The organism is Ensifer sp. MJa1 (genome assembly GCF_037026475.1).
Classification (GTDB): Bacteria; Pseudomonadota; Alphaproteobacteria; order Rhizobiales; family Rhizobiaceae; genus Ensifer.
Genome location: NZ_JAKUMO010000010.1, coordinates 1 through 24,682, shown reverse-complemented (window position 1 = coordinate 24,682; position 24,682 = coordinate 1). Strand labels below are relative to the sequence as shown.

Below are 24,682 nucleotides of genomic sequence, written 5' to 3'. Positions count from 1 at the left end.
TAGCAAGATGACATCGAGTGATACTCGGCCAGCAGCGGATGTTGCGGCCGAAGCTGGGGAAGTGGCGATGGTGGATCTGCCGAGCGTGCGGCGTCTTGAGGCTGTGGGCTTTCGCGCCTGGCCGGCAGCTTCGGTGCAGTATGATGGTAGCTGGCTGGTCCGGCTTAATGCGGGGCATGACTCCAAACGCCTCAACTCCGTCAATCCGCTCGATCCGTCCGACTACCGCGACATTCCGGTTCGGCTCGAAAAGGCCGCCAAGCGCTTTGCTGACTACGGCCGGCCGCTGACCGTGCGCCAGACGCCGCTGACACCGCCGCAGCTCGTTGCGCACATGGATGCCGAGGGCTGGACGGCGTTCAGCCGCAGCCTGGTGATGACGGCCGATATTGCAGAGCGTGAGTTCGGCGATGGTATCGACCACCTGCCGATCAAGGATGTCGGCCGCTTCGTCGACGCCTGCATTGGCATCGGCAAGAACGATCCGAAGAAAAAGGCAGCGCTCGCCGAGATCATCAATGCGATCAGGCCAGAAAGCGGCCTGTTCCTGTTCGAGGATGCCGAGACCGGACCGACGGCCGTGGCGCTTGTGGTGCAGGACAACGATCTCGCCGGTATCATGCAGTTTGCCGTCGACGAGCGGGTTCGCAACCAGGGCGTCGGCAAGGCCATGCTCGACGTCTGCCTGCGATGGGCGCGCCTGCGCGGCGCCAAGAAGGCCTGGTTGCAGGTCGAGGCCGACAACGCTGCCGCCGTCGCCCTTTATCGCGGCGCCGGCTTCTCGGAAGTCTACAGCTACATCTACAGAACGCCTGAGGCCTGAACATGGACGTCAACGGAAAGAAGATCGTCCTCGTCGCTGCCTGCGCGCTGGTCGACAGCGACGGGCGTATCCTTCTGGCCCAGCGGCCGCAGGGAAAGTCGCTCGCGGGTCTCTGGGAGTTTCCGGGCGGCAAGGTGGAAGCCGGCGAAACGCCGGAGGAAACACTGATCCGCGAACTGGACGAGGAACTGGGCATCCGCACCAAGGTTGCCTGCCTCGCGCCGCTCACCTTTGCCAGCCACAGCTACGACGATTTTCATCTGCTGATGCCGCTCTATGTCTGCCGACGCTACGAGGGCGTTGCGACCGGTCGCGAGGGGCAGGCGATCAAATGGGTACGGCCGAAGGCCCTGCGCGACTACCCGATGCCGCCGGCAGACGAACCGCTGATCCCGTTTCTCATGGATTTGCTCTGAACCTACCCGAAAACTGATTGATTATTAATCGATCGTTTATCTCCCTCGCGCAAAGATAGCCCCAATACAGTTTCGGTACGTATCGTTTGCGAACGGCGTGCCGATTTCAGGCAATGCGGCAGAACGAAGCTTGGGAAGGGCGCTTGCGTTCGCTGCTTTCATGCGTTTGCGAGGCTGGGATGGTGGACGACGATTTCTGGAGCACGGTTCAGGAAAAGGACCTGGTGACGAGCCAGTCCCGCCGGACGGGTGTGCTCAATCTGTCGCTGTTGTTCGGAACGGCGGTCATCGCGCTGACGCTGATCCTGACGCCGATGCTGTCTTCCAAGACCGACAAGCGCATCATGGCGAATACGCCCGTCGATTACGACAACATCTCCACCGGCTCGATCCCTTCGAACGGGACCACCAAGCGCTACACGGTACGGCGCAGCGTGCTGCAGGAAATGCCCGGGGCGGTCTGCATCATCGATGCGGATGGCCGAAAGAGCGGATGCTGAACTGAACGCCATCGGTTCTCCGGTGCTGACGTTCGTTTCGGATTGAACACGAACCGGACTGGGGATGCATGGACAAGCTGAGACGCTTCCTTCGCGACACACATGCAGGCATCGCCATCGAGTATGCGCTCATCGCTGCTCTCGTCTCCCTCAGCCTGATCCTGGGGGCTGAGCAGATCGGCGGCGTCCTCAGTGCACTCTACAACGCCGTTGCGACGGCCGTCGTAGGGGCCTGAGTTCTGACCAAAAGCAACGTCGGGTTAAAGCGGCTGTTCTTTCGTGCCGAGGGCCGCTGACAGCCGCTGCTTCGCCGAGCCCGGTTTCAATGGCTTCTGCTGGCTTTCGTGTGGCGCCCATCCGGACAGATAAATGATCGAGAATGTCGCGCGAACGCGGCCGTCCGGGTCGGAGAAGCGTTCGGCATAGATTTCGGCTGCCCTCAGGAAGAAGCGGCGCGAGACCGGGACGCGGCTGCGTGCGGCAAGCGGGCTGGTCATACCCATGGCGCGCAGGTCGCGGATCAGCGCGAACAGCGAATCGTAGCGAACCGTGTAGGTCTCGGTATCGGTGACCGGCAGCGCAAAACCCGCTCGTTGCAGCAGCGCGCCGATGTCGCGGACGTCGGCAAACGGAATGACGCGCGGGCTCGCTCCGCCGGTCAGCTCGGCTTCCGCAGCCAGCAGCGCTTCGCGCAATTCCTGCAGCGTGCCGCTGCCCGGAATGGCGGCGAGGAAAAGGCCGTCGGGCTTCAGCGCCCGCTGCACCTGGATGAAGGCACCCGGCGTATCGTTGGTCAGGTGCAGGGAGAGCGGCGACACGACGAGATTGACGCTGTCTGGCTCGACAGGCACCTCTTCAAGCGAGGCGACCGTCACCGGCGCGTTCTCGGTGCCGAAACGCGCGTCCGTCTCCACGCGCTCGATCGTGCCCACCTTGCCCGTTGCTGCAAGTTGCACTGCGGTCTGGCCGGTGTAGCCGTGCAGCTCCACAGCGCGCTCGAATTGGCGCTCGACCACGGTGACGCGTTCGGCAAGCTCCTCGGCGACGATGTCGAGCAGGAAGCCGGCTTTCGGATCCGCGTTGTTGAGGGCCCTTGCCCGGTGCGCCTCGACGAGGCTCTGGTCAAAGATTTTTTCCACGATACTCTCTCCGCGAACGGCCAGCAAAGAAACCCTTGCAGGAACAAAGTCAACCGGATGAAAGCGCTTATTCCGCAGGAAGGGTGGACACGGGCCTTGCGGCAGCTTGTTTCCGGCGCCGTTGATCTCGTCTACCCGCCGCTATGTTGCGGCTGCGGCCGGCTGGTCGGTCGACATCGGGCAGTCTGCGCCGGCTGCTGGTCGACGCTGCCACTGATCGAACGCCCCTATTGCGACATTCTCGGAACGCCGTTTTCGTTCGATCACGGCCCAGGCTCCGTTTCTCCCGAGGCGATCGCCCACCCGCCGGCTTTCGACCGTCTGCGATCCGTTGCGATCCACGAGGGCATCGCCCGCGATCTGGTGCACGGGCTGAAGTACCGTGACCGCACCGATCTCGCGCCGATGTTGGCGGAGTGGATGATCCGCGCAAGCGATGGTGCCGTCGCCTCGGCAGAGGCGATCGTGCCCGTGCCATTGCATGCGTTTCGGCTCTGGGGGCGGCGGTTCAACCAGTCGGCAGAACTGGCGCGCGCCATCGCCCAGCTTTCCGGCAAGCCCTATCACCCCAATGTTCTCAAGCGCGTTCGTCGTACCAGCCGTCAGGTCGGCCTTGCCCGGCAGGCGCGCGAGGACAATGTCCGCGGTGCGTTTGCCGTTTCGGAGCGTGGCAAGACGGATCTTGAGGGGAAACGCATCGTGCTGGTCGATGATGTCTATACGACCGGCGCAACCGTCTCTGCCGCCACCCGGGCGCTGAAGCGCGCCGGGGCCGGGCAGGTTACGGTTTTAACCTTTGCAAGAGCCATCTCCGGTCTTATATGACAATCAGATGTCCGGCATGGTGGCCGGCGAAGGAGCGTTTCAGGATCATGGCTTCGGTCGTAATTTATACGCGTCAGTTCTGCGGCTATTGTTCGGCCGCCAAGAAACTACTTGAAACCAAGGGTGTACCCTTCCTCGAGCACGATGCGACCTATGACCCCAAGGTGCGGCAGGTGATGATCGAAAAGGCCCAGGGCGGCTCGACGTTCCCGCAGATCTTCATCAACGACATCCATGTCGGCGGCTGTGACGACCTGCACGCACTGGAACGCGCCGGCAAGCTCGACGCGCTGCTGGCTGCCTGAAGCGCAGTGAACACGGAATTGCAGGAATGCGACTAGTGCGAGCATGGCGTCCCGCTCGTCACTTGCACGTGCCAGGAGTTGGGCGAAGATGACCTTCAAGGCTGCGGCCATTCAGATGTGTTCCGGCGTCGACCCGCGCAAGAACGCGGAGACCATGGTTCGGCTGGTACGCGAAGCTGCGGCGGAAGGCGCGGCCTATGTCCAGACGCCCGAGATGACCGGCGCGCTGCAGCGCGACCGCGCGACACTGCGGGCAATCCTCAGGGACGAAGCGAACGACATCATCGCCAGCGAAGCGGCAAGACTTGCCGGTGAACTTGGCATCTATGTCCATGTCGGTTCGACGCCTATCGCCGTTGATGACGGCAAGATCGCCAATCGCGGCCTGCTCTTTGGGCCTGACGGAAGCAAGATCTGCCACTACGACAAGATCCACATGTTCGACGTCGATCTCGACAACGGTGAAAGCTGGCGTGAAAGCTCTGCCTATCAGCCCGGCAGTAACGCCCGCATCGCCGATCTCGATTTCGGCAAGCTGGGTTTCACCATCTGCTACGACGTGCGCTTTCCGGAGCTGTTCCGGCAGCAGGCGGTTGCCGGCGCGGAGATCATGTCGATCCCAGCAGCCTTCACGCGCCAGACCGGAGAAGCGCATTGGGAAATCCTTCTGCGCGCCCGGGCGATCGAGAACGGTCTCTTCGTCATTGCTGCTGCCCAGGGCGGCACCCATGAGGATGGACGCGAGACCTTCGGCCATTCGATGATCGTCGATCCGTGGGGCAGGGTGCTTGCCTCGGCCGGCCCGACCGGCGAGGCCATCGTGCTTGCCGAGATCGACGTGGCCGCCGTGCATTCGGCGCGGGCTAAAATACCCAATCTTAGGAATGCCCGCAGTTTCGTGCTCGATGAAGTGGCGGTCAACGGGAAGGGAGGCGTCGCCGCGTGATCCGCTATACGCTTTCCTGCGACAACGGCCATTCGTTCGAAGGCTGGTTCTCGTCGAGTGACGATTTCGACCGACAGGTCGAACGCAAGCTGGTTTCCTGCCCGACCTGCAACTCCGCGTCCGTTGCCAAGCAACTGATGGCGCCATCCGTTGCCACCGCACGCAAGAAGGAAGCGACCCGCGCGGTGATCATGGATCAGGCGCAGAAGGAAACGATCGCCAAGATCCGCGAGCTGGTGAAAACCGTGCGCGAGAACGCCGAGGACGTCGGCGAGCGCTTTCCGGAGGAGGCGCGCAAGATCCACTATGGCGAAGCGGAAGAACGCGGCCTGATCGGCAAGGCGACGGCGGACGAGGCGGTAGCGCTTCTGGAAGAAGGCATCGCGGTTGCGCCGCTGCCGATCCTGCCGGACGACGTCAACTGACGGCCAGGCGTCGAACACCGATCGCCCTTACTGCGCAAAATTCCCCGTCGACGCTTTAAAAACAAGGCCTTGCTACCCATCTCCCGGATTTGCAGGGAGTGTTTCAGCCTATGACTTTGTCCGATATCCGCATCTCTACCGAACGCCTGATCATCAGGCCGTTCGCAGCGAATGATTTCCCGAGCTTCCTTGCCTATCATCGACTGCCGGAGGTCTATCGCTTTCTCTATCAGGCCCCCTTGGACGAGACCGCGGCACGGGCGAAGTTCGCCAAGGCGTCGGCGCCTCGTCTGGAGGACGATGGTGATGTCGCGGTGTTCGCCGTTGAGCGCCAGGACGACGGCGTCGTGCTTGGCGAAGTCCTGCTGAAGCTCGCAAGCAAGGCGGCTGGGCAGGCGGAAACCGGCTACATCTTCAACCCCGCCTTTGCCGGCAAGGGCTATGCGACCGAAGCGATGCGATCCGTGCTCAATCTCGGTTTTTCGACACTGAACTTCCACCGGATCTTTGCCCGGCTCGATGCGCTCAACAGCGGTTCGGTTGGTGTCGTCGAGCGCCTCGGCATGCGGCGCGAGGCGCATCTGATCGAGAACGACCGCTTCAACGATACGTGGGGCGACGAGTTCGTCTATGCCCTCTTGAGACGCGAATGGCTGGCAAAGGGACAGACAGCCTAGGTCGCGCCTGCGACCAGCCGATCAGAGAGCGTCAGAGCGGTCGCTTGGCGACGAGCATGTAGTTGACGTCCATGTCCTTGGACAGGTTCCACTGGTTGGAAAGCGGATTGAAGAACACGCCCGTGCGTTCCGTAACCTCCAAGCCGCTGGCGGCAAGCGGCTTTTCCAGCTCTTCCGGACGCACCAGCTTATCGTACTGGTGGGTGCCGCGCGGCAGCCAGCGCAGGACGTTCTCGGCCGCGAAGATGGCGAGCGCTGCCGCCTTCATCGTGCGGTTGATCGTGGCGACGAACATCAGGCCGCCGGGGCGCACCATGTGGGCGCAGGTGGTCATGAAAAAATCGACATCGGCGACGTGCTCGACGACTTCCATGTTGAGCACGATGTCGAAGCTCTCGCCGGCTTCGGCAAGCGCTTCGGCGGTTACCGCACGATAGTCGACGACGACGCCGCTGCCGGCCGCATGTGTCTTGGCGATGCCGATGTTCTTCTCAGAGGCGTCAGCGCCGAGCACGTCGGCACCCATGCGTGCCATCGGCTCCGACAGGAGGCCACCACCGCAACCGATGTCGAGCAGCCGGAGGCCTTTGAGCGGTTGCGGGCCCTTGGGATCACGGCCGAAATGCTCGGCGACCTTGTCGCGGATATAGGCAAGGCGGACGGGATTGAACTTGTGCAGCGGGCGAAACTTGCCGGTCGGATCCCACCACTCGGCGGCCATGGCGGAAAACCGGTCCACTTCGCTCTGATCGATGGTCGTGCGTGCGGTCTCGCTCATGTCGCCGTCTCCTTGCATCTTCCCTGGTGAAGTCGGACGATCGGGCCGCGAAGTCAAGAGGCACCGATGGGCCGGATCGGCGCAGGTTGCGCGTGGTGCGCCAGCACCAGCCGAAAGCGGCGCCCATCTTCCGACAGGCGCCGAGATCGATGCGGACCTATCCGATGTCGCTCGCCGCAGCAGAGGCGAAGAAGTCTTCCGGATCCTCCACCTCGATCAGACGCCGTTTCTCGATCAACCAGAAGCGGTTGCCGACATTGCGCACGAAGCTGCGATCATGGGAGACCAGCAGGCAGCTCGTCTCATGTTTCAACAGTTCCGCCTCGAGTGCCTCCTGCCCCTCGATGTCCAAGTGGTTGGTCGGCTCGTCGAGCAGGTAGAAGTTGGGCTCCCTCAACCGGAGTACCAACATGGCAAGCCGCGCCTTCTGACCGCCCGAGAGCCGGCCGATTGCCTTTTCCTGCATGTCGATGCCGACGCCGGCGCCGACGAGCAGAGTACGGGCTCGCTGGTCGCCGAGGGAAAAGCGACGGGAGAGGGCTGTAAGCGGCGTCTCCTCGTCCGCGAGCCCGGCGAGCGCCTGATCGCTGTAGCCAAGCACCAGCGAGGGTGTCGCCTTCAGCGTTTCCGGCGTGCGGCCGGGTTCCTCGATCGCCGTGCGGATCAGGCTGACGAGCCGGGTCTTGCCCGCTCCGTTTTCGCCCAGAAGCACGATGCGGTCGCCTTGGCAGATCCAGCGCTTGCCGGTGCGAAACAGCGCCGTACCATCAGGGGTCTCGACCTGAACGTCATCGAGCGTCACCAGGATCTTGGCGTGGGTGCCGCGATTGGCGAGCCGGATCGCGCCAGCGGAGCGCTCCTGATGCGCGGGTTTGGTCGCATCCTCCAACCGGTCCGCCCGCTGCTTCAACTGCTTCGTCTTCACCGTCAAAAGGTCACTGCCGGAGTTGATGCCGATGTTGTTGAGTTTGGCGGCCTGCCGGCGCAGTTGCTGCGCCACCTTCATGTCGCGCTGGTAGCGCCGTTCCTCCGACGCGTCGACCTCGTCGAGGGCAGCGCGTGCCCGCGAATAGGCAAGGGCGAAGATCGGCGATTGCTCGGGTCTCAGGAACAGCGTGCGGTTGGTGGTCGCATCGAGGAAAGCGCGGTCGTGGCTGGCAACCAGCACCGGCACGTCGCGCGGCAAGGCATTCAGCCAGGCTTCGAGCCGGGCGATCTTTGCGAGGTCGAGATGGTTGGTCGGCTCGTCGAGCAGCAGCGCGTCAGGATCGGTGACCCAGACGCGGGCGAGAAGCACTAGGCGCTGCCAGCCGCCACTCAATTCGGCGACAGCACGGCGGCGCAAAACCTCCGGCACGTCCAGCGAGTCGAGCACGATATCGACGCGCCAGCTTTCATTCTCCGCCTGATCGGTCGGAAGGGCGGAAAGGACGGCGTCGTGGAAGGTAAGCGGAAGGAGCGCCGACGGGACGTTCTGCTCGACATGGCCTACGGTCAGGCCGCGTGAGCGGGTGATGTCTCCGGTCGTCGCATCGAAGGTCCCGGCAATCGATTTCAAGAGGGTCGACTTGCCGCGCCCGTTGGCGGCGACGATGCCGATACGGTCACCGGCAGCAACGGAAAGGTTGAGGCTGGAGAAAAGCGGTGCGCTCAGGCTGACGCCGAGGTTGCGGATATTGATCAGGGCCATGGTCGTTCTCTGGACTGCACGAGCGACGACTGGACATCCGTGGCGGCAACTTCAGGGCCGGGTTTCGGATGGGTGGACCCGGAACAGCAAGCGCGCTGTCTAAGGGCCGCGTCGGCTCGGTATTTGAAGACAATGCAGGCAATCGAACCGAAGCGGCTCTGCACTGCATCACTCTGGGCAGACCAGGGATAGGATCGCGACGTCGCGAACGGGTATCTGATCAGCCCTGCAAACGCATCTGCAGGGCTTGGACGGGGCCACGCTGGCGGTGGTGCCGGAAAAATGTCATCACGTGCAGCCCCCCTTTCTCGAATTGAAGTGCGGCTGCGTGAATATCACTGTCGTCAGCAACTTTCAATGGCCGTAGGCGACTCTCACATCTGCAGGCCGAGGAACTTGAACGGCTCGGCCGGCTTGAAGTCGCCTGTCGCGTCGCCCGAATAGGTATGATCCTGGTTTTCGCCGAGGTCGAGTTTCATCACCTTGCCGGTCTCCTTGGCAAAATCGATCTTCTTCAGATCGATCCAGAAGGTGTTCGGCGTCAGTGCGGACTCGAAGAAATAGAGTTTTCGCTTGTGATCGACGACGGTGCGCCAGCGGGTGGAGGAAATGTTCGGCTCCTCCGGCGTATTGAGCCCATAGGGAACCGACACGTTGCGAATGACGCTGAAGACGCTGGCAAGTGCCCGGTCGGGGTTTTCGTCCTTCGGGATGGCGTTGACATAGAACGAGGCGCGGGCGAAGCGGTCCGACGCCCGGTTGGTGCCGGGCAGCATCACCGTACCGCCGATCTGCTTCCAATAGGTGTTGAGTGCCAGTTGCTGGTCGAAGACGGGTGAATTGGTCATCACCTGGTACTTGCGATCGTGGTGGATCACCTGCTTGCCGCCGATGTATTCGACGATGGCACTATCTCCGGTACTGTCAGAGATCGACAGGTGCAGCGTCGTCAGGCGGTTCTCGCCCGGCACATTGTCGGTGACGATGGTGAAAGGCTCTTTCTCGAGTGCCGAGACGGCCTCTTCGACGGTGGCGAAGCTGTCGAGCACATATTGCGCCCAGGCCGCGATCGTCAGGCCCGGCTTCGATTTATCATCGAATTTCGGGTATTCGGATTCGACCAGCCACAAAAGGTTGGCATTGAGCCCGGCTTCGTTGACGCCATCGGTGGTCGAGACATCATATCCGGTCGCAACGACGCTGCCATATTTCGCCGTCCACCTGAACGAGTTGGGGCCGGCCTGGCCCGTTCTCTCGATGCCGCGCGGCAGGACCCAGAGGTTCGTTGCGACGTCGCTCTTCCAGTCCATCGAGCGGGCGGTGATGATGTTGTCGTTGGGGCCGAGATAGACGAAGCGGGTGCAGGCGTCTGCTGTGGTCTGGCCGAGCACGACAAGGGCGGCAAGCGCCGAAGTCACCGAACGAGCAGCGGACTTTCCGATGAACAGCATGCCATTCTCCTTTGCGGGTTGAATGTGTCGTGGTGCGTCCTTCGTGCATTCGAGGATGCACGGAGCGCTAGAACAGCATGGAAAAGCCGATGACCGGGCCATGCTGGTTCACGTCCCAGCGGAACTTGTTCACTCCGGTGAAGTCGTCGCTTTCGTAATCCTGATAGAGCAGCCGGTAGCCGGCACGCAGGATGGTCGGCTGGCCGAACATCTCGGTGCGGTATCCGAGATAGGCCTGGGCATTGACGCTGAGCTTGGAGCCGACATCGAAACCGCCGACATCGGCCTCGGCGACGAGGTTCCAGCGTTCGCTGAGATCGGCGTTGACGCGTAAACCGACGAAGGGATCGGTCCAGTCGGCACCCTTGTTCGCGTTGAAGCCGGCCACGGACACGTCCGCTTCGAGCTTCGTCCAGCGCAGGCCGATCGTCGGTTCGATGGAAAGCGTCCGGGGCTTGCCGAAGGCGGTGTTGCCGCCGAACTCCTGTTCGTAGACCTGATAGAACGCCCCGAAGGCGAGGCTGGTCATGGTAATGTCGAGGCCGATCTCATGGGCGAGCAGCTGTTCGTCCTGGCTGGTGCGGACATATTGGCCGTCGAAATAAACGCCCCATTGACCGTTGGTCAGCTCGATATTGCCCATCAGCGCCAGGTCGAGGTGGTCGAGCGTATCTCTGAAGGGGACGTCGACATCGGTGTCGAAGCCCGCGAGAGAAGCGTCGCCCTTCAGGCTGGCGGCCCAGACATAGGGGCTGACGATCACCGTCCAGTCACTTTCCGGCGCCATGCGCTGGGGATCGAAGTCTGCGGTTCGAGCCGGTGCTGCGCACAGGAGCAACGTCGAGAGGGTGCCTGCAAGATAGGCGGCAGCGCGTACGGTTGCGGCTATGCGTCCTGTCTGCATGTCGATCCCCAAATCACCCATTGGCAGCCTAGCTGGCACAGGCGCAATTTCAAGTGGCACGTGCAGAGCCGACGCACGTTTCCGGTCCTCGAGCCTGGTGCCTTATTCCTGCCACCTTGCCATTGCGTGCCGCCCCCTGATCCGCTAAGAGACGCCGCGACTTTCCGCTCCCCGAAGCGGTGACTGCCGATGTCCGAGAAGTCTCCCAAGCTTTTTGACCGTCGGGCGCCGACGGGGGCATTCCTGTCACGCGCGCCGCAAGCGCGCATATTGGGTACCGGTAGAGGCACATGGCACGCATCGTGATGAAATTCGGCGGGACATCCGTCGCTGATTTGGAACGCATCCACAATGTCGCCCGCCATGTGAAACGCGAGGTCGATGCCGGCCACGAGGTTGCCGTCGTCGTTTCCGCCATGTCGGGCAAGACCAATGAGCTCGTCGGCTGGGTGCAGAACATGCCGAAGGCAACCGGCGCCAACTCGCCCTTCTACGATGCGCGCGAATACGACGCGATCGTCGCTTCCGGCGAACAGGTCACCTCCGGTCTTCTCGCGATCGCGCTGCAGTCGATGGGCATCAATGCCCGATCCTGGCAGGGCTGGCAGATCCCGATCCGCACCGACAACGCCCATGGCGCCGCCCGCATTCTCGACATCGACGGTGCCGAACTCATCCGCCGCATGGGCGAGGGCCAGGTCGCCGTTATCGCCGGCTTCCAGGGACTTGGTCCCGACAACCGCGTCGCCACGCTCGGCCGCGGCGGATCCGACACTTCGGCGGTGGCGATCGCCGCAGGGGTCAAGGCCGACCGTTGCGACATCTATACCGACGTCGATGGCGTCTACACCACCGACCCGCGCATCGAACCGAAGGCGCGGCGGCTGAAGAAGATCGCGTTCGAGGAAATGCTGGAAATGGCATCGCTCGGCGCCAAGGTGCTGCAGGTGCGCTCGGTGGAGCTCGCCATGGTGCACAAGGTCCGCACCTTCGTGCGTTCGTCTTTCGAAGATCCCGATGCGCCGGGCATGGGTGACCTTCTCAATCCGCCCGGTACGCTGATTTGTGATGAGGATGAGATCGTGGAACAGGAAGTCGTAACCGGCATTGCCTATGCCAAGGATGAAGCCCAGATTTCGCTGCGCCGTCTCGCCGATCGGCCGGGCGTCTCCGCCGCGATCTTCGGCCCCCTGGCTGAAGCCCATATCAATGTCGACATGATCGTCCAGAACATCTCGGAAGATGGTTCGAAAACCGACATGACCTTCACGGTTCCCTCGGGCGACGTCGACAAGGCATTGAAGGTGCTCGGCGACAACAAGGACAAGATCGGCTACGACGTCGTTCAGTCCGAAGCCGGCCTCGTCAAGGTATCGGTCATCGGCATCGGCATGCGCAGCCACGCCGGTGTTGCCGCCTCCGCCTTCCGGGCGCTTGCCGACAAGGGCATCAACATCAAGGCGATCACCACCTCCGAAATCAAGATTTCGATCCTGATCGACGGTCCCTATGCCGAATTGGCGGTTCGCACTTTGCATTCCGCTTACGGTCTCGATAAGAGTTAATCGACTGGTGACCGATTTGGGATTCGCGGCTGGGTTGGCCGCGGCTCCCATTGCCCCGTCTATTCTATTTCGGGAGACCCCACGCGATGAGAGACCTTTCCGCAGGTCCGCGCGTTCTCCTCAAGCGGTTGCGCGAGTTGATGGCGGAACCGCTGGAGCCGCAGGAGCGCCTTGACCGTATCGTGCGCCAGATCGCGCAGAACATGGTCGCGGAAGTGTGTTCTGTCTACGTGTTGCGTTCCGACGGTGTTCTCGAACTCTACGCAACCGAAGGCCTGAACAAGGCCGCCGTCCACCTGGCGCAATTGAAGATGGGGCAGGGCCTCGTCGGCACGATTGCCGCCTCGGCGCGGCCGCTCAATCTCTCCGACGCCCAGTCGCACCCGGCCTTTACCTACCTGCCGGAAACAGGCGAAGAGATCTATCATTCCTTCCTCGGCGTGCCGATCTTGCGCACCGGCCGCGCGCTCGGCGTTCTCGTCGTCCAGAACAAGGCGATGCGCAACTATCGCGAGGACGAGGTCGAGGCGCTCGAGACGACCGCCATGGTTCTCGCCGAGATGGTGGCGACCGGCGAGTTGAAGAAGATCACCAAGCCCGGTCTCGAACTCGACCTGTCGCGCCCGGTCTCGATCGAAGGCAACAGCTACGGCGAAGGTATCGGCCTTGGCTATGTCGTGCTGCACGAGCCGAGAATCGTCGTCACCAACCTTCTGAATGAAGATACTGACCAGGAGTTGCAGCGGCTTGCCGAGGCGCTGGGGTCGCTGCGTATCTCGATCGACGACATGCTGTCGCGCCGCGAAGTGTCGATGGAAGGTGAGCACCGTGCGGTGCTCGAAACCTACCGGATGTTTGCCCATGACCGCGGCTGGGTGCGCAAGCTCGAAGAAGCGATCCGCAACGGCCTGACGGCGGAAGCGGCGGTCGAGCGGGTGCAGAGCGAAACCAAGGCGCGGATGATCCGTTTGACGGATCCTTACCTGCGCGAGCGCATGCATGATTTCGACGACCTGGCGAACCGCCTTTTGCGCCAGCTCTCGGGCTATGGTGCCAAGCTTTCGGCGAGCGACTTCCCGACTGATGCGGTGATCGTCGCGCGCGCCATGGGGGCTGCCGAACTGCTCGACTATCCGCGCGAGAATGTGCGCGGCCTGGTGCTCGAAGAGGGCGCCGTCACCAGCCACGTGGTTATCGTCGCTCGCGCCATGGGTATCCCCGTCATCGGCCAGGCGACCGGTGCGGTCGCACTTGCTGAAAACCGCGATGCGATCATCATCGACGGTGACGACGCCAAGGTGCATCTGCGCCCGCTCGGCGACCTGCAGCGCGCCTATGAAGAGAAGGTGCGCTTCCGGGCGCGGCGTCAGGCACAGTTCCGAGCGCTCAAGGACGTCGAACCGCTGACCAAGGACGGCAAGCGCATCACGCTGCAGATGAATGCCGGCCTGCTGGTCGACCTGCCGCATCTGAACGAGGCGGGAGCTGAAGGCATCGGCCTCTTCCGCACTGAGCTCCAGTTCATGATCGCTTCGACCATGCCGAAGGCGGAAGAGCAGGAAGCTTTCTATCGCAATGTGCTGAAGCAGACAGGCGGCAAGCCGGTGACCTTCCGCACGCTCGACATCGGCGGCGACAAGGTCGTCCCTTACTTCCGGGCGGCGGAAGAAGAAAATCCGGCGCTCGGCTGGCGCGCGATCCGGCTGTCGCTTGACCGGCCGGGGCTCCTGCGCACCCAGTTGCGCGCGATGCTGCGTGCTGCGGCCGGTGCCGAGCTGAAGCTGATGCTGCCGATGGTCACCGAAGTTGGTGAGCTCAAGGTCGCTCGCGACCTGCTGCAGAAGGAAATCGAGCGGCAGTCGAAGCTTGGCGAACAACTGCCGCGCAAGCTTCAGTTTGGTGCGATGCTGGAAGTGCCGGCGCTGCTCTGGCAGCTCGACGAACTGATGACGGAAGTCGATTTTGTCTCGGTCGGCTCGAACGATCTCTTCCAGTTCGCCATGGCCGTCGACCGCGGCAATGCCCGCGTCTCCGACCGCTTCGACGTGCTCGGGCGGCCGTTCCTCAGGATCCTGCGCGATATCGTGCGGGCGGGCGACAAGCACGATACGCCGGTGACGCTCTGCGGCGAGATGGCGAGCAAACCGCTTTCGGCCATGGCACTGCTGGGCTTGGGCTTCCGTTCGGTGTCGATGTCGCCGACGGCCGTCGGGCCGATCAAGGCGATGCTGCTCGGGCTCGACGCGGGCAAGCTCGCCACCGTGCTCAATGCGGCACTGGACGATACCCGCGACCAGACGCCCATTCGCCAGATGCTGGTCGATTTCGCTGCGGAAAACGGCATTCCGGTTTAGATTGATTTGACGCGCCACGCGCCTCGTCCGGACCGCGCTCCGGCCGGGGCAAAGCGCATTTGGAGTGACACTTGGCAAAGCTTCCCGTTGAAAAGATGCGCGAACTGGAACGCCGGTTCGGCGAGATCGAGGCTCGTATGTCCGCCGGACCTGCTGCGGACGTCTACGTGAAGCTCGCGTCTGAATACTCCGAGTTGCAGCCTGTCGTGACCAAGATCCGCGCCTATGAGAAGGCAACCGCGGAGCTTGCCGACATCTCCGCCATGCTCGCCGACAAGTCGACGGATCGGGAGATGCGGGACCTCGCCGAGATGGAAAAACCCGAGGTCGAGGCTGCGATCGAAGGGCTCGAACAGGAAATCCAGATCCTGCTTTTGCCGAAGGACGCAGCCGACGAGAAGAGCGCGATCCTCGAAATTCGTGCCGGCACTGGCGGATCGGAAGCAGCACTCTTTGCCGGTGACCTCTTCCGCATGTACGAGCGTTATGCGGCCGGAAAGGGCTGGCGCGTGGAAGTGCTTTCGGCAAGCGACGGCGAAGCCGGCGGTTTCAAGGAAATCATCGCGACGGTTTCCGGTCGCGGCGTGTTCTCGCGCCTGAAGTTCGAATCCGGCGTTCACCGGGTGCAGCGCGTGCCTGAGACCGAGGCCAGCGGTCGCATCCATACGTCGGCTGCAACCGTCGCCGTGCTGCCGGAGGCTGAGGATATCGACATCGAGATCCGGCTCGAAGACATCCGCATCGACACGATGCGCTCGTCGGGCGCCGGCGGCCAGCACGTCAACACGACGGACTCGGCCGTGCGCATCACCCATCTGCCGACCGGGCTCGTCGTCACCAGTTCGGAAAAGTCACAGCACCAGAACCGGGCCAAAGCGATGCAGGTGCTGCGTTCGCGTCTCTATGACATGGAGCGCCAGCGCGCCGACAGCGAACGCTCGGCCGACCGCAAGAGCCAGGTCGGCTCAGGCGACCGCTCCGAGCGCATCCGCACCTACAATTTCCCGCAGGGGCGGCTCACCGATCACCGCATCAATCTGACGCTCTACAAGCTCGACCGGATGATGATGGGTGAAATCGATGAAGTGGTCGATGCGCTGCTTGCCGACTACCAGGCAAGCCAGTTGGCGCGACTCGGCGAGCAGCGGGGCTAAGAGATGGCCGAGACGCTTGCGAGCCTCGTTGCCGAAAGCCGCGACCGCCTGCAGGCGGGTGGCATCGCGCATGCGGCGCTCGACACGCGCCATCTGATCTCCGGCCTGCTTGGGCTTTCGTTGAGCGCAGTCGTTTCGCGCGGCAGGGATGAGGTATCGGAAGTAGATGCCGCGAGGATCCGCTCCGCGGTTGCGCGGCGGCTGGCACGTGAGCCGGTCTACCGTATTCTTGGAGAGCGCGAGTTCTTCGGTCTGCCTCTCAAATTGTCGAAGGAAACGCTGGAACCGCGCCCGGACACCGAGACGCTCGTCGACCGCATGATCCCCTATCTACGCGAGGTCATTGCCGGGAAGGGGAGCTGTGAAATCATCGATCTCGGGACCGGGACCGGAGCGATTTGCCTGGCGTTGCTGTCGCAGGTCCTTGAAGCGCGTGGAACGGCGACCGATATATCTGAGGACGCGCTGGCGACGGCGACAGCAAACGCTGCCGCCCTTGGTCTTGCGGATCGGTTCACGCCGCTCTTGAGCAACTGGTACGAAAAGGTGGATCGTCGCTACGACGTCATCGTCTCAAATCCGCCGTATATCCGGTCCAGTGTCGTTACCGAGCTTGAGCCGGAGGTGAGACTTCACGATCCGGCAGCCGCGCTTGATGGCGGAGACGATGGGCTTGATGCCTACCGTGCCATCGCTTCTCAGGCTGGTCATCATCTTGAGACAAACGGCGTGATAGGCTTGGAAATCGGTTTCGACCAGAAAGAGGCGGTGACGGCGTTGTTTGGCGCCGAGAATTTCCGTCTGCGTGAAGAAGCGATGGATCTAGGTGGCAACGACCGCGTCCTGATCTTCCAACGCGACACAAACCGTTGAAAAAAGCAGCACTGGCGCATCTTCTTTCTTGCTCAGGCAAAGAAAGGGCTTGGAATCCCAGAGGAAGCGGGCTAGTTTCACCGCGCACTGGGCAGAAGGTCATGGACCTAAGATTCGTTCCGGTATGACCTGGCCACGGGGATTGCTCTCAAGAAAGAGTTGCTAGGGTTCAACACGTGCCTTGTGCGGGTACCTGTTAATTTGACGTCAGTCGGCGCCGAAGCCGCCATTGTGCGAGCGCACCGGTGCGCGTTCTGTCGGACGTGAACGGATCCGGCCGGAAGACGAAACCACATGATCATCATTATCAAGAGAATTCGGGTGAATGTACTATGAGGCCAGGACAGCAAAACAAGCGCGGCCGCGGGCGGAATAACAACAATAACAATAACAACAACAACGGAAACAACCACAATCGCAAGGGCTCGAATCCGCTGACGCGGACCTATGATAGCTCTGGCCCGGACGTGAAGATTCGCGGTACTGCCCAGCACATCGCCGAGAAATATGCAGCACTTGCACGCGATGCCCAGAGCTCCGGCGACCGGGTCATGGCTGAAAACTACCTGCAGCATGCGGAACACTACAACCGTATCATTGCAGCCGCCCAGGCGCAGATGCAGGATCGTTTCCAGCGCGACGATCGTCAGGATTTCCGCGGCCACGATGCCGCCGAGCAGGATCAGGACGATCTGGATCAGGTTTATGTCGACGACATGCCGGCTCCGGTTGCCGCGCCTCAAGCAGCGCCTGCTGCCGAGCCGCAGCCGGTCGTTATCGACGGCACAGGCCCGCAGCCGGTAATCGAAGGCACGCCGGCGGAAGTGGCGATGGAAGAGGAAGCCCCTGCGGGGCGTGGTGCCTCGCGCCGTCGCAATGCGCCGCGCCCGCGCCGTCCGCGCCGCAGCGCTCAGGAAGCCGGAGCCGACGAAGCTCAGCCCTCGGGCGACGCCACTCCGGAAGCGCCTGCGCTCGCTGCTTCCGAGTAAGCGACCTTGTATCGCTGCCCGTTACGCACGGGCATCAAGACCCGGTCCATTGCGGCCGGGTTTTTGTTTGCGCCGTGGGTGACGATCAGGCCCTGTGGCGGATGTCAGCTTTTGGCGCTGTCGACGATCAACGCCGCAAGGTTGGTACTGGCGGCTGCTTCGCTTGTCCGGCCACGGATGAGCTCGCGCCCGATTGCTTCGGCGGCGCCGGCGATGCCGGTGCAGCGCAGGCGCAGGTCGTTGTCGGCGACTTTCGAAAAGGGCCCGAGCGCCGCGTGAATCATGGCGACGTAGTCGTCGGTCTGCTTCTGCTGTGTCGTGATCATCTCCGCGTTGCCGCGCAGCGCGCCGGAGATCGCCTGCCATTCCTGCCCGCTTTCGACGGCGCAATCGATATAGACGGAACTGATGATGCTGGCGACGGCATCGAGCTGTTTCGGCGCTTCGGCGAGCGCTGCTGTCAGTTTCGCCGCATGACGGTCTTCGATCTCCTGGGATAACGCAATCAGCAGACCCTCGCGTGTCCCGAAATGCTCGTAGGCGATCGGCTTGCTGACGCCGGCACGCTCGGCGAGGTGGCCGAGCGTCAGCGCGTCGGCGCCGCATTCGCGCAGGATTTCCTTGGCGGTCTCGATCAACTGAGCACGTCGCTGCGGCTTTGCAAGCTTCCGGCTCTTTCCCTGGGCCATCTCACATTCCTTTTCGCGCGGCGCGGGACGCCTCTTGAAAGCGGTGTTCGGCAACTTATCTACCATAAGTAACTTACTAATGGTAAGTCGGCAATCGCCGGACACCTTTCGTCTAGGAGATAAGAAGATGTCGAGCAAGTTTCAGCCTGTTTTGATCATCGGCGGATCCGGTGTGGTTGGATCGCAGGCAGCAAGGATCATCCGTCGCCTGCACCCGGAACTGCCGATCGCCATCGGCGGCCGTGATCTCGGCAAGGCCGAGGCGGTTGCGCGTGAGGTCGGCGGGGCGATCGGCGTCAGTGTCGATCTGGGGCGGGCTGATCTTGGTCTCGGCGACGATTCCAAGGCGCGGTATCGAAGCGTCGATGGCGTCGAGCTCGATGCCGTTGCCTATTCGCCATTCGACGTCATGGCGCTTTCCGCTCGCACGAATGCGGGCAACATCCGGCTGGATCTCGCCTATAGCGAATCCGCTAGCCGGCGCCGCGGCGAACCGTTTTCGACCGAAATCTTGATCGACATCGCGGGACGCGGAAAGGATGGCCAGCCACTCAGCCAGCGTCATGAGATCGTGCATCCCGAGGGCCAGGCGCAGCTGACGGCGCTTGGGATTGCGCTTGCGGTTGAGCGCATGCTCGGCCTTGCAGGCGGGAAGGCGCCGGCTCCTGGCCTCTACCTTCCGGAAGTGCTGATCGAGCCGGCCTATTATGTGGAGCGCATGAAGGAGTTCGGCGCCGCGTTCGCCGAGCGTCCGCGGACGGCCGAAGCGGCATAGCCTCGCCGGCAAACCGCGGCAATTGGGCGTTGTCCGGGCAACCGTATATCGTCCCTGGCCGTCGTTTCGCGGCCGTGCATGCCTGTCCATGCGCGGCCCCATTTGAAGGTTGCAGATTTCGCTGACGCGACGGCTGGTGGGGCTTTAATTTCCAAAACCGGTGCCCCATATTCGCTTCGAACGTGTTGATCCCACGCAAGGCGAGGGCTGATACGGAATGACAGGCTTGCCGAATGCGGGAGCCTGATCCTGAACCGCCGACAGGCGCCACGAGATGGGCCTGCCGGACTATGGAGGTAGAGTATGAACATAGAAAAATATTCCGAGCGCGTGCGCGGCTTTCTGCAGTCTGCGCAGACATATGCGCTCGCCCAGGGGCACCAGCAGTTTACGCCCGAGCATGTGCTGAAGGTGCTGCTCGACGACGACCAGGGCATGGCAGCCTCGTTGATCGAGCGCGCTGGTGGTGATGCGCGCGAGGCACGCGCCGGCAACGATGCGGCACTCGCCAAGCTGCCCAAGGTTTCGGGCGGCAACGGCTCCGTTTACCTGTCGCAGCCACTGGCTCGTGTTTTCTCGAGCGCTGAAGAAGCGGCCAAGAAGGCCGGGGACAGTTTCGTCACCGTCGAACGGTTGCTGCTTGCGCTTGCAATCGAGAGCTCGGCTGCGACATCCGGCGTTCTTGCCAAGGCCGGCGTGACCCCGACCAAGCTCAACCAGGTGATCAACGACATCCGCAAGGGCCGCACCGCCGACAGCGCCAATGCCGAGCAGGGTTTCGACAGCCTGAAGAAATACGCCCGCGACCTGACGGCCGATGCACGCGAGGGCAAGCTCGACCCGGTGATCGGCCGCGACGACGAGATCCGCCGTACCATCCAGGTGCTGTCACGCCGGACCAAGAACAATCCCGTGCTGATTGGTGAGCCCGGCGTCGGCAAGACGGCGATCGCCGAAGGCTTGGCGCTGCGCATCGTCAATGGCGACGTTCCGGAAAGCCTCAAGGACAAGCGGCTGATGGCGCTCGACATGGGCGCACTGATTGCCGGCGCGAAGTTCCGCGGCGAGTTCGAAGAGCGACTGAAGGCCGTGCTTAACGAGGTGCAGGCTGAAAACGGCGAGATCATCTTGTTCATCGACGAGATGCACACGCTGGTCGGTGCCGGCAAGGCGGAAGGCGCGATGGACGCGTCCAACCTGTTGAAGCCGGCGCTTGCCCGCGGCGAGTTGCATTGCGTTGGCGCGACCACGCTCGATGAGTATCGCAAGCACGTCGAAAAGGATGCGGCCCTTGCCCGCCGGTTCCAGCCAGTCATGGTCGAGGAGCCGACCGTCGAAGACACGATTTCGATCCTGCGCGGCCTGAAGGAAAAGTACGAGCAGCACCACAAGGTCCGCATCTCGGACTCGGCGCTGGTTGCTGCCGCGACCCTTTCCAACCGCTACATCACCGACCGGTTCTTGCCGGACAAGGCGATCGACCTGATGGACGAGGCGGCGTCGCGCCTGCGCATGCAGGTGGATTCCAAGCCCGAGGAACTCGACGAGCTCGACCGGCGCATCATCCAGCTGAAGATCGAGCGCGAGGCCCTGAAGAAGGAAACCGATGCATCGTCGAAGGACCGGCTGGAGAAGCTCGAGCTCGACCTTGCTTCGCTCGAAGAGCAGGCATCGGCCCTGACCGCGCGCTGGCAGGCGGAAAAGCAGAAGCTCGGACGCGCAGCCGACCTCAAGAAGCAGCTCGACGAAGCCCGCAATGAACTGGCGATCGTTCAGCGCAAGGGCGAATTCCAGCGCGCCGGCGAACTGACCTATGGTGTCATTCCGAAGCTCGAAAAGGAGCTTGCCGATGCCGAAAGCCAGGAGAACGCCAACGCCAACCCGATGGTGCAGGAGGTCGTGACCCCCGACAACATCGCGCATGTGGTGTCGCGCTGGACTGGCATTCCCGTCGACAAGATGCTGGAAGGTGAACGTGACAAGCTGCTGCGGATGGAAGACGAGCTGGCAAAATGGGTCGTCGGCCAGGGCGATGCCGTGCAGGCGGTTTCCCGCGCCGTCCGGCGTGCACGCGCCGGGCTCCAGGATCCGAACCGGCCGATCGGCTCGTTCATCTTCCTCGGTCCGACCGGCGTCGGCAAGACGGAGCTGACCAAGGCGCTTGCTCGGTTCCTCTTTGACGACGAAACCGCGCTGGTGCGTATCGACATGTCGGAATACATGGAGAAGCACTCGGTCGCCCGGCTGATCGGCGCGCCTCCCGGCTATGTCGGTTACGAGGAAGGCGGTGCGCTGACCGAATCCGTTCGGCGCCGGCCCTACCAGGTCGTGCTGTTCGACGAGATCGAAAAAGCGCATCCGGATGTCTTCAACGTGCTGTTGCAGGTGCTGGACGACGGCCGCCTGACCGATGGTCAGGGCCGCACCGTCGATTTCAAGAACACGATGATCATCATGACCTCGAACCTCGGTGCGGAGTATCTGACCGGGCTCGGCGAGGACGAGGATAGCGATGCGGTCCGCGATCAGGTGATGGATGTGGTGAAGGCTGCGTTCCGGCCCGAGTTCCTTAACCGCGTGGACGAGATCATCCTGTTCCACCGGCTGCGCCGCTCGGAAATGGGTGCCATCGTCGATATCCAGCTCGAAAGGCTGCGCAAGCTGCTTGCCGAGCGCAAGATCACGCTGGAGCTCGAGGATGACGCCCGCGCCTTCCTGGCCGACAAGGGTTACGACCCGGCCTATGGTGCCCGCCCGCTGAAGCGGACGATCCAGAAGTACCTGCAGGATCCGCTCGCCGAGAAGATCCTTCAGGGCGAATTCCCGGACGGTTCGGCCGTCAAGGTGATCGCCGGCTCCGATCGCTTGAACTTCAAGCGGGGCACGGCGGCGGACAAGGAAGCCGCGTAATCGCGTAAAGCCAAAGACAAAGGCCGCCTTTCGGGGCGGCCTTTTCGCATGTGCAGATTTCTGAGCAGCGGGGGAGGGGGGCCTGCAATCTTGCCGGCAACCGCCTACTTGCTTGAGACCGACTATTTGCTTGCGACCTCGGGCGCCGCACCGTCCTTGTCGAGAAGTTCGTCGATGCGGTCGCGCTCCTTCTCGAACTTCGCCAGCGCATCACCGGACAGCGACTTGCCGCCGGGCAGGCGGATGCGCAACGGATCGACCTTGTTGCCGTTGACGATCAGTTCGTAGTGCAGATGCGGCCCGGTCGAAAGCCCGGTCGTTCCGACCCAGCCGATCACCTGGCCCTGGACAACCTTTTTACCGACCTTGACGTTCTTGGCGATCGCGCTCTGGTGATTGTAGGAGGAGACGTAGCCGTTGGCATGACGGATCAGCGTCTGGTTGCCGTAACCGCCCGAATCCCAGCCGGCCTTCTCCACCGTTCCGCTGCCGGCGGCAATGATCGGGGTGCCGCGCGGCGCTGCCCAGTCGACGCCGGTATGCATGCGCGAGAAGCCGAGGATGGGGTGGCGGCGCATGCCGAAGCCGGAGCGGAAATGGCCGTTCGGCACGGGGTTGCGCAACAGGAACTGGCGGATGCTTTTGCCTTCGGTGTCGAAGTAGTCGATCGAATTGTCATCCGGATCCTGGAACCGGTAGAAAGCGGTGACTGCGTCGCCGAACTTGGCGCGAACATAGAGAAGCTCGGAATCCTCCGTCGCCATGCCGCGCTCATCGGTGACGGAGAAGAAGGCCTCGAGCGAATCCGCCGGCTTCAACTGAGCCTGGAAATCGACGTTGCTGGCGAGCAGCTTGACGACGAGGCCGACCATGTCGGCGCTCATGCCATAGGACAAGGCGGCGCGGTAAATGCCGTCATAGACCCGCGGCAGATCGTGACTGCTGGTCATGACCGGCGCACCGTTGTCGTCGAAGGCGGTGGCGACCGCGTCGAGCTTCGGCGGTTCGGCGCCCGGTACGAAGCGACCCTTGTCGTCGACGGCCATCGTCAGCACATGGCGGTTGCGCGAATAGATGGTGGCGCGCACGATGCGGGCCTCTTCACCCTTCTGGCTTTCGCCGTTCTGAATGATGCCGATGCGCAGGACATCGCCTTCGCTCAGTTCGCTTGCGCCGAGCGCTTGGCCAATATAGCCAGCGGCGTCTTCGGCCTGTGCCTTGGCGTAGCCGGCATTGACCATGACGGTCGCAATGTCCGTCTGCCGGCGCACGGGGATGATATCGTCGGCGTATTCGGTGCTTTCCTCGCCGATCGTCTCATAGGCCGCGTCGCTCTTGTTCTGCTCGACGATGCGGGCGGTGAGACCCTGAAGCAGATCGAGGCCGTCGCTCTCCGAAGCGAAGCGCTGCGGGTCGACATAATAGAGCGAGGCGACCTGGGTGCTGCCTTCGGTCAGAACCGAACCGTTGGTGCGGACGTTTTCCTCGACCTCTTCCAGCGACATTGAACTGTCGAAGATGACGCCGCGGCCCTCCAGGGGGAAGTCCACGGTCTTCAGCGCCACTTCGGAGTCGACATTCGAGCCATAGAGCGTGCCGGTGCGCGCAATCGGCGATTCCTCATCCGCTTCGTCGGTGGAGAAAATCGCCAGCGGATCGAAGTCCGGATAACTCTCGGAAGGCTGATGATTGGCAGCAAGCGCCATCTTCACATGGACGAAGGGTTGCTTGCGCACCACTTCCTTCTCGCCGTCATGGGTCATGGTGGAAACTTCCATGACGGTCTTGTCGGCCGGCTTGGCGACGAGCTTCGGTGAGAGGATCCTGCCGCCGCGCACGGCGCGCGCCTGTTCGTCACCGTTCGGCGCCGCATCGAGTGCTGCATAGGCTTCGGCCGGAATGGCGAGCTGCTGGCGTCCGTCGAGGGCGGCAAAAAGAGCAACGCCCATAAGCAGGCTAGAGGTAATGCCGGTCAGAAAGGTGCCTGAAAGCCAGCGCAGCGAAATCTCGCGCCTGTCCGGCGCGCGGCGACCATGCGCAAGGATCGGCGGCTGGTCGCCGAGCGACCTGACCATGTTCTTGTCGGTGTTCATGCCGAGCTGAGGGTCCCCGAATATCTCTTAGCCGTATTTCTTGCCTGCGATACGTTGCGCGAAGATGTGCATCTTTCGCGCAACAGAGTCAAATCACGAGGGGAGGGCGCGGGCGGATATCCCACCTATCCACGCTTGCCCGCGTGAGGCCACGCCCGAAGCATCGTTGTTTTCGCTTAGATCGGTCGATTGTGAAAAAGTGAGGGCCAAAATGTGTTTCCAACGATCTTCGAGGGCCTTCTGGGGGCTGGAAAACTTTTTTGGGGGCGCAAAGTCCTGCATTTCCGGCTTTTGTCAGAAAACTGTCATTTTTTATGAGATTGCCTGTTGACGTGTCGGAGGTGAGGGGTCTATAAGCCCGATCACTGACGAGGGCGGCGGCGCTGCTGGCGACGACGACC

The 24,682-nt window shown here is 62.5% G+C and carries 23 protein-coding genes; 16 read left to right on the top strand and 7 right to left on the bottom strand.

Translation table 11 applies throughout. The features are described 5' to 3' along the window. The first annotated feature begins 7 nt into the window (after nt 1-7). The 4 genes from MKZ91_RS15180 to MKZ91_RS15165 all read left to right on the top strand — a co-directional run bounded on the left by MKZ91_RS15180 (nt 8) and on the right by MKZ91_RS15165 (nt 1,975). Entirely contained in the window at nt 8-823 is an 816-nt protein-coding gene (locus tag MKZ91_RS15180; RefSeq protein WP_442892289.1) for a GNAT family N-acetyltransferase, read from the top strand. Between the two features lie 2 nt (nt 824-825). Then, complete coding sequence (mutT, locus tag MKZ91_RS15175) at nt 826-1,239, top strand: 8-oxo-dGTP diphosphatase MutT (RefSeq protein ID WP_336171804.1); 414 nt, start codon at nt 826-828, stop codon at nt 1,237-1,239. A 179-nt stretch (nt 1,240-1,418) separates the two neighbouring features. Beyond that, a complete protein-coding gene (locus MKZ91_RS15170; protein WP_336171803.1) occupies nt 1,419-1,739 on the top strand; it encodes a hypothetical protein in 321 nt (106 codons plus the stop codon). 68 nt (nt 1,740-1,807) lie between these two features. After that, a complete protein-coding gene (locus MKZ91_RS15165; RefSeq protein ID WP_336171802.1) occupies nt 1,808-1,975 on the top strand; it encodes a Flp family type IVb pilin in 168 nt (55 codons plus the stop codon). 24 nt (nt 1,976-1,999) lie between these two features. On the opposite strand, the gene MKZ91_RS15160 is transcribed toward MKZ91_RS15165, so the two are convergent. After that, on the bottom strand, nt 2,000-2,878 hold the full coding sequence (locus tag MKZ91_RS15160) for a methyltransferase domain-containing protein (RefSeq protein ID WP_336171800.1): 879 nt from the start codon (nt 2,876-2,878) through the stop codon (nt 2,000-2,002). Nucleotides 2,879-2,935: 57 nt separating this feature from the next. On the opposite strand from MKZ91_RS15160, the gene MKZ91_RS15155 reads away from it, so the two are divergent. From MKZ91_RS15155 to MKZ91_RS15135, 5 genes are all read left to right on the top strand, one after another. Next, entirely contained in the window at nt 2,936-3,703 is a 768-nt protein-coding gene (locus tag MKZ91_RS15155) for a ComF family protein (RefSeq protein ID WP_336171798.1), read from the top strand. 47 nt (nt 3,704-3,750) lie between these two features. Next, nucleotides 3,751-4,008, top strand: a complete 258-nt coding sequence (grxC, locus tag MKZ91_RS15150; protein ID WP_336171797.1) for a glutaredoxin 3 — start codon at nt 3,751-3,753, stop codon at nt 4,006-4,008. An 88-nt stretch (nt 4,009-4,096) separates the two neighbouring features. Further along, nucleotides 4,097-4,954 (top strand): carbon-nitrogen hydrolase family protein, encoded by an 858-nt coding sequence (locus tag MKZ91_RS15145; RefSeq protein ID WP_336171796.1) that lies wholly within the window; start codon nt 4,097-4,099, stop codon nt 4,952-4,954. After that, nucleotides 4,951-5,379, top strand: a complete 429-nt coding sequence (locus MKZ91_RS15140; RefSeq protein WP_336171795.1) for a DUF1178 family protein — start codon at nt 4,951-4,953, stop codon at nt 5,377-5,379. Before MKZ91_RS15145 ends, MKZ91_RS15140 begins: the two co-directional genes overlap by 4 nt. Nucleotides 5,380-5,489: 110 nt before the next feature. Continuing rightward, nucleotides 5,490-6,056 (top strand): GNAT family N-acetyltransferase, encoded by a 567-nt coding sequence (locus tag MKZ91_RS15135; RefSeq protein WP_336171794.1) that lies wholly within the window; start codon nt 5,490-5,492, stop codon nt 6,054-6,056. Between the two features lie 31 nt (nt 6,057-6,087). Here MKZ91_RS15135 and ubiG read toward each other — a convergent pair whose 3' ends face one another. From ubiG to MKZ91_RS15115, 4 genes are all read right to left on the bottom strand, one after another. Next, entirely contained in the window at nt 6,088-6,834 is a 747-nt protein-coding gene (gene ubiG, locus MKZ91_RS15130) for a bifunctional 2-polyprenyl-6-hydroxyphenol methylase/3-demethylubiquinol 3-O-methyltransferase UbiG (RefSeq protein ID WP_336171793.1), read from the bottom strand. A gap of 157 nt (nt 6,835-6,991) precedes the next feature. Then, nucleotides 6,992-8,524 carry an ABC-F family ATP-binding cassette domain-containing protein gene (locus tag MKZ91_RS15125; protein ID WP_336171791.1) on the bottom strand — a complete coding sequence of 511 codons (1,533 nt, stop codon included), beginning with the start codon at nt 8,522-8,524 and terminating at the stop codon, nt 6,992-6,994. Between the two features lie 374 nt (nt 8,525-8,898). After that, on the bottom strand, nt 8,899-9,975 hold the full coding sequence (locus tag MKZ91_RS15120) for a linear amide C-N hydrolase (RefSeq protein WP_336171790.1): 1,077 nt from the start codon (nt 9,973-9,975) through the stop codon (nt 8,899-8,901). 67 nt (nt 9,976-10,042) lie between these two features. Then, nucleotides 10,043-10,879, bottom strand: a complete 837-nt coding sequence (locus tag MKZ91_RS15115) for a hypothetical protein (RefSeq protein ID WP_336171789.1) — start codon at nt 10,877-10,879, stop codon at nt 10,043-10,045. A gap of 290 nt (nt 10,880-11,169) precedes the next feature. On the opposite strand from MKZ91_RS15115, the gene MKZ91_RS15110 reads away from it, so the two are divergent. The 5 genes from MKZ91_RS15110 (at nt 11,170) to MKZ91_RS15090 (ending at nt 17,814) form a co-directional block, all read left to right on the top strand. Next, nucleotides 11,170-12,444: an aspartate kinase gene (locus tag MKZ91_RS15110; protein ID WP_327495076.1), complete on the top strand. Its 1,275-nt coding sequence runs from the start codon at nt 11,170-11,172 to the stop codon at nt 12,442-12,444. A gap of 86 nt (nt 12,445-12,530) precedes the next feature. Next, the gene (gene ptsP, locus MKZ91_RS15105; RefSeq protein WP_336171787.1) at nt 12,531-14,798 is read left to right on the top strand and encodes a phosphoenolpyruvate--protein phosphotransferase; all 2,268 of its coding nucleotides are present in this window, start codon (nt 12,531-12,533) and stop codon (nt 14,796-14,798) included. Nucleotides 14,799-14,869: 71 nt separating this feature from the next. Continuing rightward, a complete protein-coding gene (gene prfA / locus MKZ91_RS15100; RefSeq protein WP_336171786.1) occupies nt 14,870-15,952 on the top strand; it encodes a peptide chain release factor 1 in 1,083 nt (360 codons plus the stop codon). A gap of 3 nt (nt 15,953-15,955) precedes the next feature. After that, a complete protein-coding gene (gene prmC / locus MKZ91_RS15095; protein ID WP_336171785.1) occupies nt 15,956-16,825 on the top strand; it encodes a peptide chain release factor N(5)-glutamine methyltransferase in 870 nt (289 codons plus the stop codon). Between the two features lie 332 nt (nt 16,826-17,157). Beyond that, nucleotides 17,158-17,814, top strand: a complete 657-nt coding sequence (locus MKZ91_RS15090; RefSeq protein ID WP_336172015.1) for a DUF4167 domain-containing protein — start codon at nt 17,158-17,160, stop codon at nt 17,812-17,814. A 104-nt stretch (nt 17,815-17,918) separates the two neighbouring features. Here MKZ91_RS15090 and MKZ91_RS15085 read toward each other — a convergent pair whose 3' ends face one another. Beyond that, nucleotides 17,919-18,641 carry a TetR/AcrR family transcriptional regulator gene (locus MKZ91_RS15085; RefSeq protein ID WP_336171784.1) on the bottom strand — a complete coding sequence of 241 codons (723 nt, stop codon included), beginning with the start codon at nt 18,639-18,641 and terminating at the stop codon, nt 17,919-17,921. Between MKZ91_RS15085 and MKZ91_RS15080 the strand changes: the two genes are divergently transcribed. Further along, nucleotides 18,631-19,278 carry a hypothetical protein gene (locus tag MKZ91_RS15080; RefSeq protein WP_336171782.1) on the top strand — a complete coding sequence of 216 codons (648 nt, stop codon included), beginning with the start codon at nt 18,631-18,633 and terminating at the stop codon, nt 19,276-19,278. The genes MKZ91_RS15085 and MKZ91_RS15080 overlap by 11 nt on opposite strands. Nucleotides 19,279-19,581: 303 nt before the next feature. Next, a complete protein-coding gene (gene clpB, locus MKZ91_RS15075) occupies nt 19,582-22,188 on the top strand; it encodes an ATP-dependent chaperone ClpB (RefSeq protein WP_336171781.1) in 2,607 nt (868 codons plus the stop codon). A gap of 122 nt (nt 22,189-22,310) precedes the next feature. Here clpB and MKZ91_RS15070 read toward each other — a convergent pair whose 3' ends face one another. Next, entirely contained in the window at nt 22,311-24,281 is a 1,971-nt protein-coding gene (locus MKZ91_RS15070) for a M23 family metallopeptidase (protein ID WP_336171780.1), read from the bottom strand. Nucleotides 24,282-24,682 lie beyond the last annotated feature (401 nt).

What these genes read in the sequence shown, in the direction of transcription:
- MKZ91_RS15070 (WP_336171780.1), bottom strand. Translation starts at nt 24,281, where the DNA reads ATGAACACCGACAAGAACATGGTCAGGTCGCTCGGCGACCAGCCGCCG.
- clpB (WP_336171781.1), top strand. Translation starts at nt 19,582, where the DNA reads ATGAACATAGAAAAATATTCCGAGCGCGTGCGCGGCTTTCTGCAGTCT.
- MKZ91_RS15170 (WP_336171803.1), top strand. Translation starts at nt 1,419, where the DNA reads ATGGTGGACGACGATTTCTGGAGCACGGTTCAGGAAAAGGACCTGGTG.
- MKZ91_RS15110 (WP_327495076.1), top strand. Translation starts at nt 11,170, where the DNA reads ATGGCACGCATCGTGATGAAATTCGGCGGGACATCCGTCGCTGATTTG.
- prmC (WP_336171785.1), top strand. Translation starts at nt 15,956, where the DNA reads ATGGCCGAGACGCTTGCGAGCCTCGTTGCCGAAAGCCGCGACCGCCTG.
- MKZ91_RS15115 (WP_336171789.1), bottom strand. Translation starts at nt 10,879, where the DNA reads ATGCAGACAGGACGCATAGCCGCAACCGTACGCGCTGCCGCCTATCTT.
- MKZ91_RS15125 (WP_336171791.1), bottom strand. Translation starts at nt 8,524, where the DNA reads ATGGCCCTGATCAATATCCGCAACCTCGGCGTCAGCCTGAGCGCACCG.
- MKZ91_RS15180 (WP_442892289.1), top strand. Translation starts at nt 8, where the DNA reads ATGACATCGAGTGATACTCGGCCAGCAGCGGATGTTGCGGCCGAAGCT.
- MKZ91_RS15090 (WP_336172015.1), top strand. Translation starts at nt 17,158, where the DNA reads ATGAGGCCAGGACAGCAAAACAAGCGCGGCCGCGGGCGGAATAACAAC.
- ubiG (WP_336171793.1), bottom strand. Translation starts at nt 6,834, where the DNA reads ATGAGCGAGACCGCACGCACGACCATCGATCAGAGCGAAGTGGACCGG.
- MKZ91_RS15135 (WP_336171794.1), top strand. Translation starts at nt 5,490, where the DNA reads ATGACTTTGTCCGATATCCGCATCTCTACCGAACGCCTGATCATCAGG.
- mutT (WP_336171804.1), top strand. Translation starts at nt 826, where the DNA reads ATGGACGTCAACGGAAAGAAGATCGTCCTCGTCGCTGCCTGCGCGCTG.
- MKZ91_RS15155 (WP_336171798.1), top strand. Translation starts at nt 2,936, where the DNA reads ATGAAAGCGCTTATTCCGCAGGAAGGGTGGACACGGGCCTTGCGGCAG.
- ptsP (WP_336171787.1), top strand. Translation starts at nt 12,531, where the DNA reads ATGAGAGACCTTTCCGCAGGTCCGCGCGTTCTCCTCAAGCGGTTGCGC.
- grxC (WP_336171797.1), top strand. Translation starts at nt 3,751, where the DNA reads ATGGCTTCGGTCGTAATTTATACGCGTCAGTTCTGCGGCTATTGTTCG.
- MKZ91_RS15120 (WP_336171790.1), bottom strand. Translation starts at nt 9,975, where the DNA reads ATGCTGTTCATCGGAAAGTCCGCTGCTCGTTCGGTGACTTCGGCGCTT.
- MKZ91_RS15165 (WP_336171802.1), top strand. Translation starts at nt 1,808, where the DNA reads ATGGACAAGCTGAGACGCTTCCTTCGCGACACACATGCAGGCATCGCC.
- MKZ91_RS15145 (WP_336171796.1), top strand. Translation starts at nt 4,097, where the DNA reads ATGACCTTCAAGGCTGCGGCCATTCAGATGTGTTCCGGCGTCGACCCG.
- MKZ91_RS15080 (WP_336171782.1), top strand. Translation starts at nt 18,631, where the DNA reads ATGTCGAGCAAGTTTCAGCCTGTTTTGATCATCGGCGGATCCGGTGTG.